At 59.3% G+C, this 14,089-nt stretch carries 13 protein-coding genes; 9 read left to right on the top strand and 4 right to left on the bottom strand.

Going from position 1 to position 14,089, the window contains the following annotated elements; translation table 11 throughout:
• Positions 1-212: 212 nt before the first annotated feature.
• From RC54_RS13315 to RC54_RS13305, 3 genes are all read right to left on the bottom strand, one after another.
• Positions 213-812, bottom strand: a complete 600-nt coding sequence (locus RC54_RS13315) for a hypothetical protein (RefSeq protein WP_058895646.1) — start codon at positions 810-812, stop codon at positions 213-215.
• Between the two features lie 214 nt (positions 813-1,026).
• Positions 1,027-1,329 carry a hypothetical protein gene (locus tag RC54_RS13310; protein WP_061789812.1) on the bottom strand — a complete coding sequence of 101 codons (303 nt, stop codon included), beginning with the start codon at positions 1,327-1,329 and terminating at the stop codon, positions 1,027-1,029.
• A 182-nt stretch (positions 1,330-1,511) separates the two neighbouring features.
• Positions 1,512-2,897, bottom strand: a complete 1,386-nt coding sequence (locus RC54_RS13305; protein WP_058895644.1) for an aminotransferase — start codon at positions 2,895-2,897, stop codon at positions 1,512-1,514.
• Positions 2,898-3,030: 133 nt separating this feature from the next.
• On the opposite strand from RC54_RS13305, the gene RC54_RS13300 reads away from it, so the two are divergent.
• Positions 3,031-3,759: an SDR family oxidoreductase gene (locus tag RC54_RS13300; protein ID WP_061789811.1), complete on the top strand. Its 729-nt coding sequence runs from the start codon at positions 3,031-3,033 to the stop codon at positions 3,757-3,759.
• 538 nt (positions 3,760-4,297) lie between these two features.
• Entirely contained in the window at positions 4,298-5,062 is a 765-nt protein-coding gene (locus RC54_RS13295) for an IclR family transcriptional regulator (RefSeq protein ID WP_058895642.1), read from the top strand.
• A gap of 102 nt (positions 5,063-5,164) precedes the next feature.
• On the opposite strand, the gene RC54_RS13290 is transcribed toward RC54_RS13295, so the two are convergent.
• Positions 5,165-5,755, bottom strand: coding sequence for an RNA polymerase sigma factor (locus tag RC54_RS13290; RefSeq protein ID WP_058895641.1), 591 nt, complete (start codon positions 5,753-5,755; stop codon positions 5,165-5,167).
• 359 nt (positions 5,756-6,114) lie between these two features.
• Here RC54_RS13290 and RC54_RS13285 point away from each other — a divergent pair, with 359 nt between their 5' ends.
• The 7 genes from RC54_RS13285 (at position 6,115) to RC54_RS13255 (ending at position 14,066) form a co-directional block, all read left to right on the top strand.
• On the top strand, positions 6,115-7,323 hold the full coding sequence (locus RC54_RS13285) for a porin (RefSeq protein ID WP_058895640.1): 1,209 nt from the start codon (positions 6,115-6,117) through the stop codon (positions 7,321-7,323).
• A 128-nt stretch (positions 7,324-7,451) separates the two neighbouring features.
• Positions 7,452-8,207, top strand: coding sequence for an IclR family transcriptional regulator (locus RC54_RS13280; protein ID WP_082803141.1), 756 nt, complete (start codon positions 7,452-7,454; stop codon positions 8,205-8,207).
• Between the two features lie 54 nt (positions 8,208-8,261).
• Positions 8,262-9,839, top strand: coding sequence for an ABC transporter substrate-binding protein (locus tag RC54_RS13275; RefSeq protein ID WP_061789810.1), 1,578 nt, complete (start codon positions 8,262-8,264; stop codon positions 9,837-9,839).
• Positions 9,840-10,160: 321 nt separating this feature from the next.
• Entirely contained in the window at positions 10,161-11,132 is a 972-nt protein-coding gene (locus RC54_RS13270; RefSeq protein ID WP_061789809.1) for an ABC transporter permease, read from the top strand.
• A gap of 13 nt (positions 11,133-11,145) precedes the next feature.
• Complete coding sequence (locus RC54_RS13265) at positions 11,146-12,111, top strand: ABC transporter permease (protein ID WP_061789808.1); 966 nt, start codon at positions 11,146-11,148, stop codon at positions 12,109-12,111.
• A 9-nt stretch (positions 12,112-12,120) separates the two neighbouring features.
• Positions 12,121-13,080 carry an ABC transporter ATP-binding protein gene (locus RC54_RS13260; RefSeq protein WP_058895636.1) on the top strand — a complete coding sequence of 320 codons (960 nt, stop codon included), beginning with the start codon at positions 12,121-12,123 and terminating at the stop codon, positions 13,078-13,080.
• 2 nt (positions 13,081-13,082) lie between these two features.
• On the top strand, positions 13,083-14,066 hold the full coding sequence (locus tag RC54_RS13255; protein ID WP_058895635.1) for an ABC transporter ATP-binding protein: 984 nt from the start codon (positions 13,083-13,085) through the stop codon (positions 14,064-14,066).
• The last annotated feature ends 23 nt before the right edge of the window (positions 14,067-14,089 follow it).

Here is a 14,089-nt window from a genome sequence, read left to right as displayed (position 1 = left end):
GCCGTGTCTGTTCGCGTGAGGAAATACTAGGCTTCCCTATGGTTGCAACATTGACCTATCGCAAAAGCAAAATGTAAAGATTAGTTAGCTTGTTGTTTCTAATGTTTTCTTGATTGTGATGGGATGTCGATGACCGACATTTGCCTGATATGCACGATGGCCGCTGCGTTGATACCGACGCCCACGCAAGCGCGAACGACTGTTTGCGCCTGTCAATGAAACTGTCGTGTTTCCTCGTGGCGTACCGGTTGAAATCCCCATTCGCCTGAATCCGGTCGGTATAGGGCATAGATCTCTGCCATGCCTGCCACTGTCCAGGTGTGCAGGTAGTGGCTGATGCCCGTAATGTGAATCTTGCGCAGTGCGTCGGCCGCACATCGGGTGAGGGCAGCTTCGGAGGAACGTTCCAGCGCACCGATCTGCTGGCCATAATTCTCGCCACCGATGCTTCCCCACCAGTGTTGGACAAAGGCAGGAATGTCAGCACCGATACGCAACTGATGCAGACCGTGCTGGCGATGGCGCATGTTGAACTGCACCGGCAGCAAGGGCGTAACGAGCGATTGGCTGTCGTCGGCGAGCAGATCCTTGGTATCGGAGGCATAGAACCCCAGCGATAACATGAGTCGCTGTTGTTGCTGCGGTATCGTTGCCAGGGCGCTGGTGAGGTCGATTCGTTCCAGTCGCTCGCGCCGCCAGCCTGTGACGCCGCACGCGGCCAGGTGCTGGCAATAGATTTCTGCATCCAGCGCCGAGGCGAAGGTGAGTAAGCCCATTTCGTCACCCAGTCTGACGATGAAGGTCTGCTGCATTGGTGCTTGATCAGGGGCTGCCTTGGCCTCCAGTGTCAGGCCCCAGAGAGAAAACGGTGAAAGCTTTGCGTGCAAGTCAGGATCTCCCAAAGTGGTTCGGGATGAGAGGGTGAGCTACAGCGCCTATCAATCCCGTCTGGTCTGGGTGGTGGTTTTCCGGGGAGTGGTTCCACACGCAGGCAATGGTGGACCCGGGGCAGGTCACGCCGGGAGGTCAGGATGGCAGGGTGGGCAGTCGCTGCGATGCCGCTCTGTGGATGGCGGCATCGGCCTCGAAGTGGCAGCGATCGAGGAGAATATGGGGCAGTGACTTGTTTTCCAGCGCCACGATACGTGCGGTCAGATGGATCAGCGCTTCATGGGCGCGGTAGAGATTGAATGCATCCATCGCATAGGTGCAACGTTGGGACAGCAGCGTGAGCGCCTCCGGGCTGAGGAGGAAGAGCAGCGATTCACCGCCGCAGGAAAGTTGAAAGAACAAACCTTCGGCGGTCAGGCATGGATAAGAAGAGTTCATCGGGGAGAAGCAATGGCCTCGGCAACAATCGATCACATGACAGGTTGTTTCATCTAAGAATACTCGGTATCTTTAGATAATACGATACTCTATGCCATTTCCTGGTCCCAGGCAAGCGGCTGCAGAAGATGATGTGCCATGCCCGGGCTGGCACAAGGCTGCGATTACGCCATCTACGCCATCTACGCCATCTGCAGCGCCCGAGCCGTATCGTCCAGGGCCAGTGTGAGTTTGTCGATGAGTTCGTCCAACTCGGCAAGACTAGCCACCAGCGCCGGGGCCAGGATGATGCGGGCACCGGAATTGCGCACAATGAGCCCATGATGCTGGGCTCGGCGCATACAATGCAACCCGACCGCATTCTCGTTGGCAAAGCGTTGTTTGCCATCCTTTCCCAAGGCAAGCTGCAGGGCGGCCACCGCTCCGGTTCCCTGAATCTCGTTGACCAGCACATGTGCGCCCAGCCGGCTGCGCAGTTGTGCCTGCAGATAGGGGCCGGTGCATGTGGCCAGTCGTGCCAGCACACCACCTTCATCAAGCAGCGACAACGTGGCCAGCGCGACGGCGGCGGCCACCGGATGACCCTGGTAAGTCAAGCCATGGGCGAACAGACCACCGCACTCGGCCAGCGTTTCGCCGACCCGCTCGGACAGTACCAGGCCACCCATGGGCACGTAGCCCGAGGTCAGCCCCTTGGCGATGGTGAGCAGATCGGGCTGGAAGCCGAAATACTCATGCGCGAACCAATGGCCGGTCCGGCCGAAGCCGCCGATGACCTCGTCGGCGCACAGCAAGACCTCATGACGTTGGCAGATGCGCTGGATCTCGGGCCAGTAATTGTCGGGCGGGAAGATCATGCCGCCAGCGCCTTGGAAGGGTTCTGCCACGAAAGCCGCCACATTGTCCGCACCGAGTTCGATGATCTTGCGCTCCAGGGCTTGTGCCGCGTGCAGGCCAAACTCGACCTCGTTGAGCGGACCGTCATAGCCGAACCAGAAGGGCTGTTCGATATGCTGGACCTCGGGCAGCATACTTGCACCCAGAGCGTGCATGATCTTCATTCCGCCCAGGGAGGCGCTACCCACCGTCGAACCATGATAGCCATTGTGACGGCCGATGATGACGCGCTTGCTGGTGCGTCCGGCGAGCTCCCAGTAGCGGCGTACCACCTTGATGAGGATCTCGTTGGCTTCGGAGCCGGAGTTGCAATACAGGATACGACTGTAATGTGCTGGCAGCAGCTCGAACAGCCGCGCCGACAGCTCGGCTAGTGTGGGGTGGGCGGTGTTGAAGAATTGGCTGCAATAGGACAGGGTGGTCATCTGCCTGGTGGCTGCAGCCACCAGCTCCTGCCGTCCATACCCCAGCGTGGTACACCAAAGACCGGACATGCCATCGAGCAAGCGGCGGCCATGGTCGTCCCATACATACAGACCCTGGCCACGCACGATCACCCGAACATGTTCGGGTTGAAGGAACTTGTGATCTTCGAACGGCAACAGATGTCGCGCCAGATGAATGGCCCGATAGTCTCTTTGCTCCAATGCGCGACCGACGATGTGGTTCATGGAATTTGTCAGCGAAAGTTTGCCTTGGGGAGCGCCACGGATCAGTGCATACCGTGGCGGGCTATTTCTCATTGAGTGGCGCTGCGGTGTCGGCGGTTCCCCCGCCGGCTTGATCCAGACGGCAGGAGCAAACATGAAAGCAATCGTAACTGGCCACACCCGTGGCCTGGGGGCAGCCATCGCTGCCGAACTGATGCAACGCGAGGTTGCCGTATTGGGGCTGGCCCGTCGCCGCAATGAGACGTTGGCCCAGCAATGGCCTTCTTTGTTGCATCAGCAGGTGATCGATCTGGCCGATCCCCGGCAACTACTCTCATGGCTGGACGGCGACGCATTGTCGGCCTTCTTGGCCGATGAGGCAGAGGTGCTGCTGATCAATAATGCCGCCACCATACAACCGAGCGGCGCGCTGCCGCACCAATGTGCGCAAGACATCGCCCAGGCGGTGATGCTCAATGTCGGCGCGGCCCTCATACTGTCGGCCAGACTGGCAACACTTGCGCAAGCTCGCTTGGGGTGCGAGTGTCGCATCCTGCATCTTTCCAGCGGTGCCGGCCGTCAGGCCTATCCGGGGTGGTCGGTGTACGGCGCAAGCAAGGCGGCGCTGGACCACCACGCGCGTGCCGTCGCGCAAGATGGCACGCCGGGGCTGCGCATCTGCAGTGTCGCGCCTGGAGTGATCGACACCGACATGCAGGCAGAACTGCGGGACCTGCCAGAGGAACGCTTCGCCTTGCGCGAACTGTTCCTCTGTCTGCATGCACAGGGGCAACTGGCGGCGCCGGCTACGTGTGCGCGGCATCTGATGGATTTCCTTCTCACTGAAGACTTCGGGCAGCAACCGGTTGCGAGCCTCGGTTGAAGAGCGCAGAGGGTGGCTGTGCCGAGGTGCAGGCAGATGGGTCGGATGGTCGCCACGCTCCTACAAGGGGATGACCGTCACGCCACAGGGCCCAAATCGATCACATGCGGCTGCTGCCGCATCGCTGCTGCAGCGTGCCAGTTCCGTGTAGGCAAATCCTTGTTCTGCTGTTCTTACCCGAACCGTAAATTTTTTCATCAGAGGGGCTCCTTTCCCGGGTTGCGCCGACGTCTGGCACTGCGTGCGTGCCTTGCAGGGGTCAGTGGTGACGGCGCGCCAGATAGTTCGGCGAGGCAATGCGCGGCAGAGCCGGTGTACGTCCGTATTGTTTCCTTCAGGGAAACAGTGTATCGTTTAGCATTCATCTTCAGTTTCATCGGGCGCGGTTCGGCAGGTGGTGCCAGAAGTCGTTACCAGAGTTGCCCGGGCTGGCGACCACGTGCGTGTATTTCTGCGAAAATGGCCTACCCGTGGGGGCGGACAAGGCTCCTGGTGAGGGGCTCGTGAAGATCGAGTTGAACAATAAGGAAAGTGACTTATGAGTTACACCGTCGATGCGGTAAGCAAGGCGATAGAGCTGCTGTTTCTGGTGGCTGAAGAAGGCGGCAATGGCGTGACCGAGCTGGCCAAGCGTTCCGGCAACACCAAGGCACGCGCCTTCCGGCTGCTGACCACCTTGGAAGAATGCGGTCTGGTACGGCGCCAGTTGCCCATGGCGACTTATAGCCTGGGTTATCGCGCCTTGATTCTGGGAACCGCGGCACAGGGCCAGTTGAGCCTGGTCAACGTGGCCCGTGACATCCTAGAAGATATCGGCAACGAATGTAACGAGAGCGTGCTGGTCAGGGTCCGGGATGGCATGGACACGGTGTGCGTGGCCTGGTGGGATGCCCCCCATGCGATCAGGGTCCACAGTCAACTGGGAGACCGCCGCCCCTTGTCTGCCGGAGCCTCTGGCAAGTTGTTGCTGGCGTACGCGCCGGCAGATGTACAGGCCGAGATTCTCTCGGGAAAGCTGGAGAAATTCACCCCGAACACCATCGTCAAGCAGACTGACCTCAAGAAGGAACTCAAGAAGATTCTGGCCGAGGGATTCAGTATCTCCCATTCCGAGAAAACGGCGGACATGGTGGCCGTTGCCGCTCCGGTGCGGGATTCCCAGGGGCATGTGGTGGCCTCGCTGTCCATGACGGCACCCTCTAGCCGTGTGCCCAAAGAGAAGTTGGACAAGTATGTCAAGATCATCACTCAGGCCGCCGCCCGTTTCTCCCGGTTGCTCGGTTACGTCGACGCACTGGCTTGAGTATCACAGGAGAGCTCGTCTCTGTTTCATGCCGGGTTTCTGGCGCGAGGGGTCAAGTCATTCTCTGAGCTCTTCTCTTGTTCTGCCTGAAATGCCTTTTGTTCATTGATAGGCATACAGCAGGGATTTGAGCTTGCGCCGTGCATGAAACATGCGGGTCTTGATGGTATTGATCGGGCATTTCATGGCTCGGGCGATCTCATCGTAGGCCATGCCATGGTAGTAGCTCAGGGCGATGACGCTGCGCTGCTCCGTGGACAGCTCGGATAGGGCGCTCTCCAGCACTTTCCTCATTTGCAGACGGCTCATCTGCTGTTCCGGTCCAGGCGTATCGCAGGGATCGTCCTCGTCGCTCACGATCTCGATCTCCTGCCGCAAGTTTCGCAGCGCTTTCAGTCCTTGGCGATAGGCGATCGCAAAGATCCAGGTGGACACCTTGCAGGTCTGATTGTAGGTATGGGCTTTCTGCCACACCACCAACATGGTGTCGTTGATGATCTCGTCGATGAGGTGAGGGTGGGCAGTAAGCCGGCGCAGGAAAGACGTCAGTCGCGGAAAATACTGTTTATATAATTTTTCGAATACGGCGCGGTTACCCCCTGCGATGGCCTCCATCACCTCGGCGTCGTCATTGGCCGCATCTGCCTCCAGCACGCGGGGCTGCTGCCTTTTCTTCGGCATATCGTGTCGCATCCCGTTTTCCTTGCATTCAGGTTGAATCGGCTGGCATAGGCTGGCGCGCGTTCATTGGCGTGAAGATCGAAGCGTTCCTGCGCTCTTTCGCTCAGTGAAACCGACTTCTCACCCGCGAATGACGCCATACCTGTCTCCATTTGGTGCGAAGTCGCTGTTGGTGCCACTTTCTGGCGCATTTTTCACACCTGAATCTCTGTCCTTGTTTCACATAATAATACAGGATATTTTTTAATGAAACATCGTTGACGATGTCGATGCGGCTGTTTAACATATCGCCTGTCGTGACATTGGTTTGCAGAGTGATACGATGGGGTGATGTATTTATTATCGACAATCTGGTATCAAGGGAGAGTGATGTGAAGAAATCCGCAATTGGACTGGCCTGCCTGGGCATCGTAGGTACTGCATATGCGCAAAGCTCGGTGGAGATCTACGGGGTCGCCACCGCCGGCCTTGGCTACGTGAACAAAGTTGCCACCACCGGCACCAACACCGGTAGCCGCGTGGGCATCGATTCAGGTCAGTACACGCAGTCGCGTATTGGTTTCCGTGGCGCTGAGGACCTGGGCGGCGGAAACAAGGCTGAGTTCGTCATTGAAGGCGGCTTTACGCTCGATAACGGCGCCTCTGCACAGAATGGTGCGACCTTCGGTCGCCGCACCACGGTGGGCCTGAGCGGCGACTATGGTGATGTTCAGTTGGGACGCCGCAAGGACTACACCGATTTCATCGCCAACCAGTATTCCACTGCGTCGCGCATGTTGCCCTTTACTGGCAAGGCACACGGCAACAATCTGGATCGTGCCACCGGCGAACGTGCCAACAACATGATCTACTACACCACACCTAACTATGGTGGCTTCCAGGCCAACTTAACCTACGCCTTCGGTGAGGCGGCTGGCTCCAACAGTACCGGTCAGTCGCTGGGGCTGGGCGCCAACTACGACAACGGCCCGTTCGGCATCGGCTTGGCCTACTGGCAATCGAAGAAGGCGGCTACCGTCGGCTCGGTCTCCACCAACACCAGCAGTGACCAGGGCGCGGCCAGCAACGCTGGCTGCAATACGGCCACGTTGGGCAATGCGGGCGACACTTGCACCAAGGTATGGATGCTGGGCACCAACTACGATATCGGTCCCGTGACCTTGCGCGGCACCTACTCGCTGGTCAAGCAGCCGCTGGTCAACGCATCGTCCGGTACGGCGGCCAACTTCGTCCGTACCGTGACCGCCACCAGCGGTACCGCGGCATTCACTGCGGGCGGCATCAACAACTCTCGCGCTGACATCTATGACGTCGGCGCCGACTACAAGATGGGCAACTGGCTCTTCAAGGGCAGCGTGATCTATTCGCGTTATGACTTCGTGGGTGCTTCCAACAAGGGCAAGCTCACCACGTTTGTCCTGGGTGCCGACTACAGTCTGTCCAAACGCAGCCTGTTGTACGCCATGCTGGCCAATATGCGGGCGTCCGACATGTACAGCCCTGGCCTGACCAGCAATGGCGCACCGGGTGCGGACAAGTCGCAGAACGCCCTGGCGCTGGGCATCCTGCATCGCTTCTGAGGCTTTCGTGTTATTGAGGTGTCTCCTCCTTGCCAATCTCGCGTGCGGGATTGGTTTTTTTCTGGGGCATTGGCCGGCGTATGCCGCGCCGGACCATAGCGCTGGATTCCTGTCCAGACATCTGAGCTATGACTGATTACACGATCGATGCAGTTGAGGAGACATTGGGCTTGCTCCTGTTGGTGGCACAGTGCCCAGGCCTCGGAGTGACGGAGTTGTCGCTGCGCTCCGGGATGACCAAGGCGCGGGCATTCCGTATGCTTTATACGCTGGAGAAGAACGGCCTGGTCTGTCGCGATAACCAGGCACCCATCTATGGCCTGGGCTACAACGCCTTATACCTGGGGGTGGCGGCTGAAGGCCAGATCAGTCTGGCACGACTGGGCAAGAAATACCTGCGCCAAATCGGCATTGCCTGCAACGAAAGTGTGCAGATGCGCATCCGCGACGGTCTGGAGTCGGTCTGCATTGCACGCTGGGAGTCTTTTGAGCCTATTCGCGTCCAGACCCAGTCAGGCAGCCGGCGCCCTCTTTACGTGGGAGCTTCGGGCAAGGTGCTGTTGGCCTATGCTCCCAGGGAGATCCAGGACCATGTCCTGCGTACTGAGCGCAAGCGCTTCACCAGCGCCACGCTGGTCAATCGCAGTAGCCTGAAGCAGGCCATTGCCAAGGTCCTGCAGACGGGACATGCCGTCTCCTACGGCGAGATGTCGGCCGATTCGGTGGCCATTGCAGCGCCCGTCTTCAATGCCAAAGCCGAGGTGATGGCCGCCCTCAGCGTGGCAGGTCCGGCCAGCCGTATCCGTGACGAGGATGTCGCGGCGACGGCGGGAATGCTGCGGGAAGCGGCGCGCCAACTGTCCATGAATCTGGGATATCGTTGAGAGCCGAGTCAGACATGGTCAACTGTTTAACGAAGTCAAGGAGAGGGTCGTAACATGTTCAAGGTAGTGAGGAAAGTATTTGCCGCAGCCTGTATCGTCGTTGGGCTGCTGGGGACGGTCGCGCAGGCGGCTGAACTGAAGATCGGGTTCAAGGCAGAAATTACCTCGGCCGATCCGCACGTCCTCAATAGTGCCAACCGCAACATCTGGGCCCATGTCTATGATTCCCTGGTGGCACAGGATCATCAACTCCGTCCCAAGCCCAGCCTGGCGCTGTCGTGGCGCATGATCAATCCGACCACCTGGGAATTCAAGTTGCGGCCGGACGTCAAGTTTCATGACGGGCAGACCATGACGGCCGAGGACGTGAAATATTCCATCGAACGCGCCATGAACCTCTCGGGGCCGCGCACCTTCCGTTCCTACCTGCGCGAAGTGAGCGCAATCAGCGTCAGCGGGCCCTTGACCGTGCAGGTCAAGACCAAGCATGTCAGCCCGACTCTGCCCGATAATCTCGGCCTCATCGCCATCCTGCCCAAGTCCCTGGGTGAGCACGTCAGCGAAGAGAGTTTTGCCAATGGCAAATCGGCCATCGGCACCGGCCCCTATCGCTTCGGCAGTTGGTTGCATGGACAGAAACTGGTGCTCAACAAGAATCCATCGTACTGGGGCGAGAAGGAGCCCTGGGATAGCGTGAGCTTCCAGTTCATTCCACGCGAACCGGCACGGGCAGCCGCCTTGCTCTCCGGCTCGGTGGATATCATCAACGATATCACTGCCAACATGGAAAGGTCGTTGCGTGCCTTCAAATTGGTCTCGGTGACGTCCTACATGCTCAACTACCTGGCGCTGGATCAGTTCCGTGATATTTCGCCCTTCGTGCGCGATGTGACGGGCGCGCCCTTGAAGAAGAATCCCATGAAGGATCTCAAGGTGCGTCAGGCGATGATGATGGCCATCAATCGCGATGGCATCATCAAGTACCTCATGAAGGACGATGCGACGGCGGCCCAGCAACTGGTGCCCAAGGGATTCTTCGGCTATGACCCGGAACTGAAGCTACCCGGCTACGATGCCGCCAAGGCCAGGGAGTTACTGGCGCAGGCAGGCTATCCGCAGGGTTTCCAGCTGACCTTGCATTGCCCCAATAATCGCTACGTCAATGATGCCAGGTTGTGCGAGGCCGTCGCCCAGCAATGGAGTCAAGTGGGTATCAGGACCGATGTCGCGACCATGCCTTATTCGGTGTTCCAGACGCGCGCCTTCGGTAGCGGTGCCAATGGCGAGCCCGAATTCAGTGCTTTCCTGGTAGGCAACGGGGCGGTGACCGGCGATTCGCTGACGGGGCTGGTCTCGATCATTCACAGCTACAACGCCGCAACCTCGCTCGGTGTCAGCAACTATGGCCGCTACAGCAATAAGGAGGTGGATGCCCTCATCGAACGTGCGGCCGGCACCACTGACGATGCTGCGCGGGAGGATCTGCAACGGCAGGCGAGCCGTCTTGCCTTGACCGATGTCGCCATCATTCCCCTGCAGCACCTCAATGCATTCTGGGCGATGAAGCAGAGCTTGGTGCTGACACCGCGCGCGGACGGTTTCACGATGGCGATGGATATCCGTCAGAAGTAAGGACGTTGGCATGAAAGACAAAAAAGGGAGTGCAAATTGCGCTCCCTTTTTTCTTTGGGTGAACCACGGGCTCTCCTTGAGGCAGGGCATCTTCGCACGGCGCGGGAATAATCGCAATCCCGCTCTGGGTATGGGTTTTCGCCTGGAATTCCAGTGTGAAAAAAGATGTTTCAGATGATGATCTTTGTTTGACACGGTATCGCTTGATAATATATAGTATCGCTGATTGATACAGCGTATCATGATCTTCGAGGTGCTGGAGCGACAGGCTCCTGATTGAGCGGGAAGGGTCCGGCGTGAATTCGACATGGGAGCGGAACGATGTTTGAGATGTTGTTGAGGCGTGCGCTGCAAAGCGTGCTGGTGATCTTTGTCATGTCGATCCTGGCCTTCGTCGGGATCAATCTGGTGGGTAATCCCATTCATTTGCTGGTGGCGCCGGATGCTCCACTGGAAGAGATACAGCGCGCCACCCATGCGCTCGGGCTGGATCTGCCGATGTATCAGCAATACCTGCGATTCGTGAGCAATGCGCTGCATGGCGATCTGGGCAACTCCTTTGTCTTCAACCAGCCGGCCATCGGTCTGATCCTGGAACGTATGCCGGCTACCTTCGAGCTGGCCGTGGCGGCCTTGCTGCTGTCGGCCGTGATCGGCATTCCGCTGGGCATGTGGTCCGGCTTGCGTCCCGGTAGTCGGGTACACAAGTTGGCCATGGGATTTTCGGTGCTGGGCGTGACCGTGCCCGTGTTCTGGCTGGGTCTGATCCTGATTCTGGTGTTTTCGGTCAACCTGGGCTGGCTCCCCTCCGGCGGACGCGGGCCGACCACTTCGCTGCTGGGGGTGCAGGTGAGCTTTCTCAGTTGGGAAGGGTTGAAATACATCGTGCTGCCAGCCTGTACGCTGGCCCTGCACAACATCGCCCTGGTCATGCGCATGACTGAAGCTGGCACCCGCGAGGTGGCGGTGCAGGAGTACGTCAAGTTTGCGCGCGCCAAAGGTGTGGGCGCCGTGCGGTTGATGATGCGACATATCGCCCCCAACGTGATGATTCCCATCGTGACGGTCATGGGAATCGAGTTCGGTCACTTGATCGCCTTTTCCCTGATCACGGAAACCATCTTTGCGTGGCCGGGCATGGGCAAGCTGATCATCGATTCGGTGCTGCAGTTGGACCGACCGGTGGTGGTGGCCTACTTGATGGTGGTCTTGCTGCTCTATGTGGTGATCAATTTCGTGGTGGACGTACTGTATCTGATCCTGGACCCGCGCTTGCGGACCAAATCGGCTTGAAGAGGCAAACATAATGATGATCAATGATATCGAGACAGGAGTGCTGGCAGCGCAGGTTGAGCCCACGGATGGCGCAGCCAGGCCGGTGGGGGATGCACGGGCGTCGGAGTCGCCTTGGCGCGTGCTGGCCAGGCGTTTCTTCAAGAGCCGCATCGGCACGGCAGCGGCGCTGCTGCTGGCCCTCATGGTCGTGGCGGCGGTGGCCTCACCGCTGATTGCTCCGCAGGACCCCTATGACCTGACCAAGGTGTCCATCCTGGAAGCCGAACGCAGTCCCGGAACCCTCAGTACCGACCACACCATGCGCTACGTGCTGGGCACCGACGGTGCCGGTCGCGACATGCTCAGCGCCATTCTCTATGGCTTGCGCATCAGCCTGGGTATCGGGGTGGCCAGCGCCTTGGTGGCGCTGGTGCTGGGCACCAGCCTGGGGCTGATCTCGGCCTACTTTGGTGGCAAGGTGGATGCCTTGCTCATGCGTATCGTCGATGTGCAACTGAGTGTGCCGACGATCCTGGTGGCGCTGGTGTTGCTGGCCGTACTGGGGCAGGGGGTGGACAAGACGCTGATGGCGCTGGTGCTGGTGCAGTGGGCTATCTTCGCGCGCAATGTGCGTGGCGCGGCACTGGTGGAGCGTGGCAAGGACTACATCGAGGCAGCCCTGGGCCAAGGGTTGCCGGCACGTCGCATCATGTTCCGCCATGTGCTGCCCAACTGCGTGGCGCCGCTGATCGTCACTACTACCAACCAGATGGCCAATGCCATCACGCTGGAGGCGACCATGAGTTTTCTGGGTATCGGCCTGCCCCAGACCAAGCCCTCACTGGGTCTGCTCATTTCCAACGGTTTTGACTACATGCTCTCGAACCAGTACTGGATCAGCGTCTTCCCTGGTGTGGCGCTGGTATTGCTGGTCATGGCGGTGAGTCTGGTGGGCGACCAACTGCGCTTGGTTCTCAACCCCAAACTGGACGTATAAGGAGCGAAGATGGCACTGCTGGAAGTCAGGAATCTGGTCACACAATTCCACACGGGAGCGGGCGTGGCCAAGGCGCTGGATGATGTCTCGTTCACGCTGGAAAAAGGGAAGGTATTGGGTATCGTCGGCGAATCCGGGTCGGGCAAGTCGGTGACCGCCTTCTCGCTGATGAATCTGATTGATGCACCGGGCCGCATCTCGGGCGGCGAGATCATCTTCAAGGGCGAGAACCTGCGGGAAGCCAGCGCCAAGCGCTGGAGTCAGCTGCGCGGGGATCGCATTGCGATGGTGTTCCAGGATCCGATGATGTCCCTGAACCCGGTCATGCGCATCGGCGCACAACTGGGCGAGACCATTGCAATCCATCGCAAGGCGTCACGCAAGGAGATCGAGACCCGGGTCTGCGATGCCTTGCGGCGGGTCGGCATCCCGGCCCCTGAAGAACGTATGCGTGTGTATCCGCACGAGATGTCCGGCGGGATGCGGCAACGCGTGGCCATCGCCAATGCCATCATCAATCATCCTGATCTGATCATCGCCGATGAGCCGACCACGGCCCTGGATGTGACGATCCAGGCGCAGATTCTGTACGAAATGAAACAACTGGCGCGAGAAAGTGGGACGGCCCTGATCTGGATCACGCATGACATCAGTGTGGTCAAGGATCTGGCCGACGATCTGTGCGTGATGTATGCCGGCCGTATCATCGAGCGCGGCCCCGTACAGCAGGTGATCCAGCAGCCGCTGCATCCTTACACGCGAGGATTGATCGATTCGCTGCCGCAGGCCGAGTACCAGGGCAAGCGGCTCTATTCCATTCCTGGTGCGACGCCGCCCTTGCTGCGCCTGCCGCCCGGGTGTGCGTTCGCGCCGCGCTGCAGCCGTGCAGAACGAGCTTGCCAGACCATTCCACCGGTAGTTGCCGCAGGCGGGCGAGAACATCGCTGCTTCTACCCACTGAGCGCATGAGGATGACGACAATGCTGACGACCAATGAATTGAGCAAGAGCTTCAGCCTCAAGAGCAGCGGGCTCACCCGCGTGATGGGCAAGCTAGGACTGACCAAGCCGCCGGCGCAAAGGGTGTACGCAGTCAACGAAGTATCGCTGAGCATAGAGCGCGGTGAAGTGCTGGGGCTGGTCGGTGAATCGGGCTGTGGCAAGTCCACTGTGGGCAGGATGATCGCCGGCCTGCTGCCGGCTACCAGTGGCAGTCTCTCCTTTGAAGGCGAGGATATGACCAAGCCGAGTCTGCAGACACATCTGAATATCCAGATGGTGTTCCAGAATCCGTATGCCTCGCTCAACCCCCGCCAGCGCATCGATCAGGTCATCAGCGAAGCGGCCGTGTATCACGGCCTGGTGGAGCGTAAGAATGCCTCGGCCTTCGTTGCCGATCTGCTCAAGCAGGTCGGTCTGGACCCGTCCTATGCCGGACGTTACCCGCACCAGTTCTCGGGCGGACAACGCCAGCGCATTGCAATTGCGCGGGCGCTGGCACTGGATCCAAAGTTCATCGTTTGCGACGAGGCCGTCTCGGCGCTGGACGTCTCGGTGCAGGCGCAGATTCTCAACCTGTTCATGGAACTGCGCGAGACCAAGCAACTGACCTACCTCTTCATCAGCCATAACCTGGCCGTGGTGGAATACATCGCGGACCGAGTGGCCATCATGTATCTCGGCCGCATCGTGGAGATTGCCGACAAGCGGTCGGTGTTCGCACGGCCCAATCATCCCTATACCCAGGCGCTGATGGCCGATGCACCACGGCTTGATGCCAAGGTGGTGGATCACCGGCCGATCCAGGGTGAGCTGCCCAGTCCGCTCAATCCACCTGCCGGTTGTACCTTTCACCCGCGCTGCCCACGCGCCATGCTTCGCTGCAGCCAGGAGCGGCCGATGTTGCGCAGCATCGGTGATGGCCACTGGTCAGCCTGCCATCTCAATGGCGCCTGATGGCGTCGAAGCGACCAACGGAA

It is taken from the genome of Herbaspirillum rubrisubalbicans, assembly GCF_003719195.1.
In the GTDB taxonomy this organism is placed as follows: Bacteria; Pseudomonadota; Gammaproteobacteria; order Burkholderiales; family Burkholderiaceae_D; genus Herbaspirillum; species Herbaspirillum rubrisubalbicans.
This window is presented reverse-complemented; position numbering and strand designations above follow the sequence as displayed.

Bases quoted from the DNA above. Each gene is read 5' to 3' on its own strand.
- RC54_RS13290 (WP_058895641.1), bottom strand. From the start codon at position 5,755: ATGCGACACGATATGCCGAAGAAAAGGCAGCAGCCCCGCGTGCTGGAG.
- RC54_RS13255 (WP_058895635.1), top strand. From the start codon at position 13,083: ATGACGACAATGCTGACGACCAATGAATTGAGCAAGAGCTTCAGCCTC.
- RC54_RS13280 (WP_082803141.1), top strand. From the start codon at position 7,452: ATGACTGATTACACGATCGATGCAGTTGAGGAGACATTGGGCTTGCTC.
- RC54_RS13265 (WP_061789808.1), top strand. From the start codon at position 11,146: ATGATGATCAATGATATCGAGACAGGAGTGCTGGCAGCGCAGGTTGAG.
- RC54_RS13300 (WP_061789811.1), top strand. From the start codon at position 3,031: ATGAAAGCAATCGTAACTGGCCACACCCGTGGCCTGGGGGCAGCCATC.
- RC54_RS13275 (WP_061789810.1), top strand. From the start codon at position 8,262: ATGTTCAAGGTAGTGAGGAAAGTATTTGCCGCAGCCTGTATCGTCGTT.
- RC54_RS13305 (WP_058895644.1), bottom strand. From the start codon at position 2,897: ATGAACCACATCGTCGGTCGCGCATTGGAGCAAAGAGACTATCGGGCC.
- RC54_RS13310 (WP_061789812.1), bottom strand. From the start codon at position 1,329: ATGAACTCTTCTTATCCATGCCTGACCGCCGAAGGTTTGTTCTTTCAA.
- RC54_RS13260 (WP_058895636.1), top strand. From the start codon at position 12,121: ATGGCACTGCTGGAAGTCAGGAATCTGGTCACACAATTCCACACGGGA.
- RC54_RS13315 (WP_058895646.1), bottom strand. From the start codon at position 812: ATGCAGCAGACCTTCATCGTCAGACTGGGTGACGAAATGGGCTTACTC.
- RC54_RS13270 (WP_061789809.1), top strand. From the start codon at position 10,161: ATGTTTGAGATGTTGTTGAGGCGTGCGCTGCAAAGCGTGCTGGTGATC.
- RC54_RS13295 (WP_058895642.1), top strand. From the start codon at position 4,298: ATGAGTTACACCGTCGATGCGGTAAGCAAGGCGATAGAGCTGCTGTTT.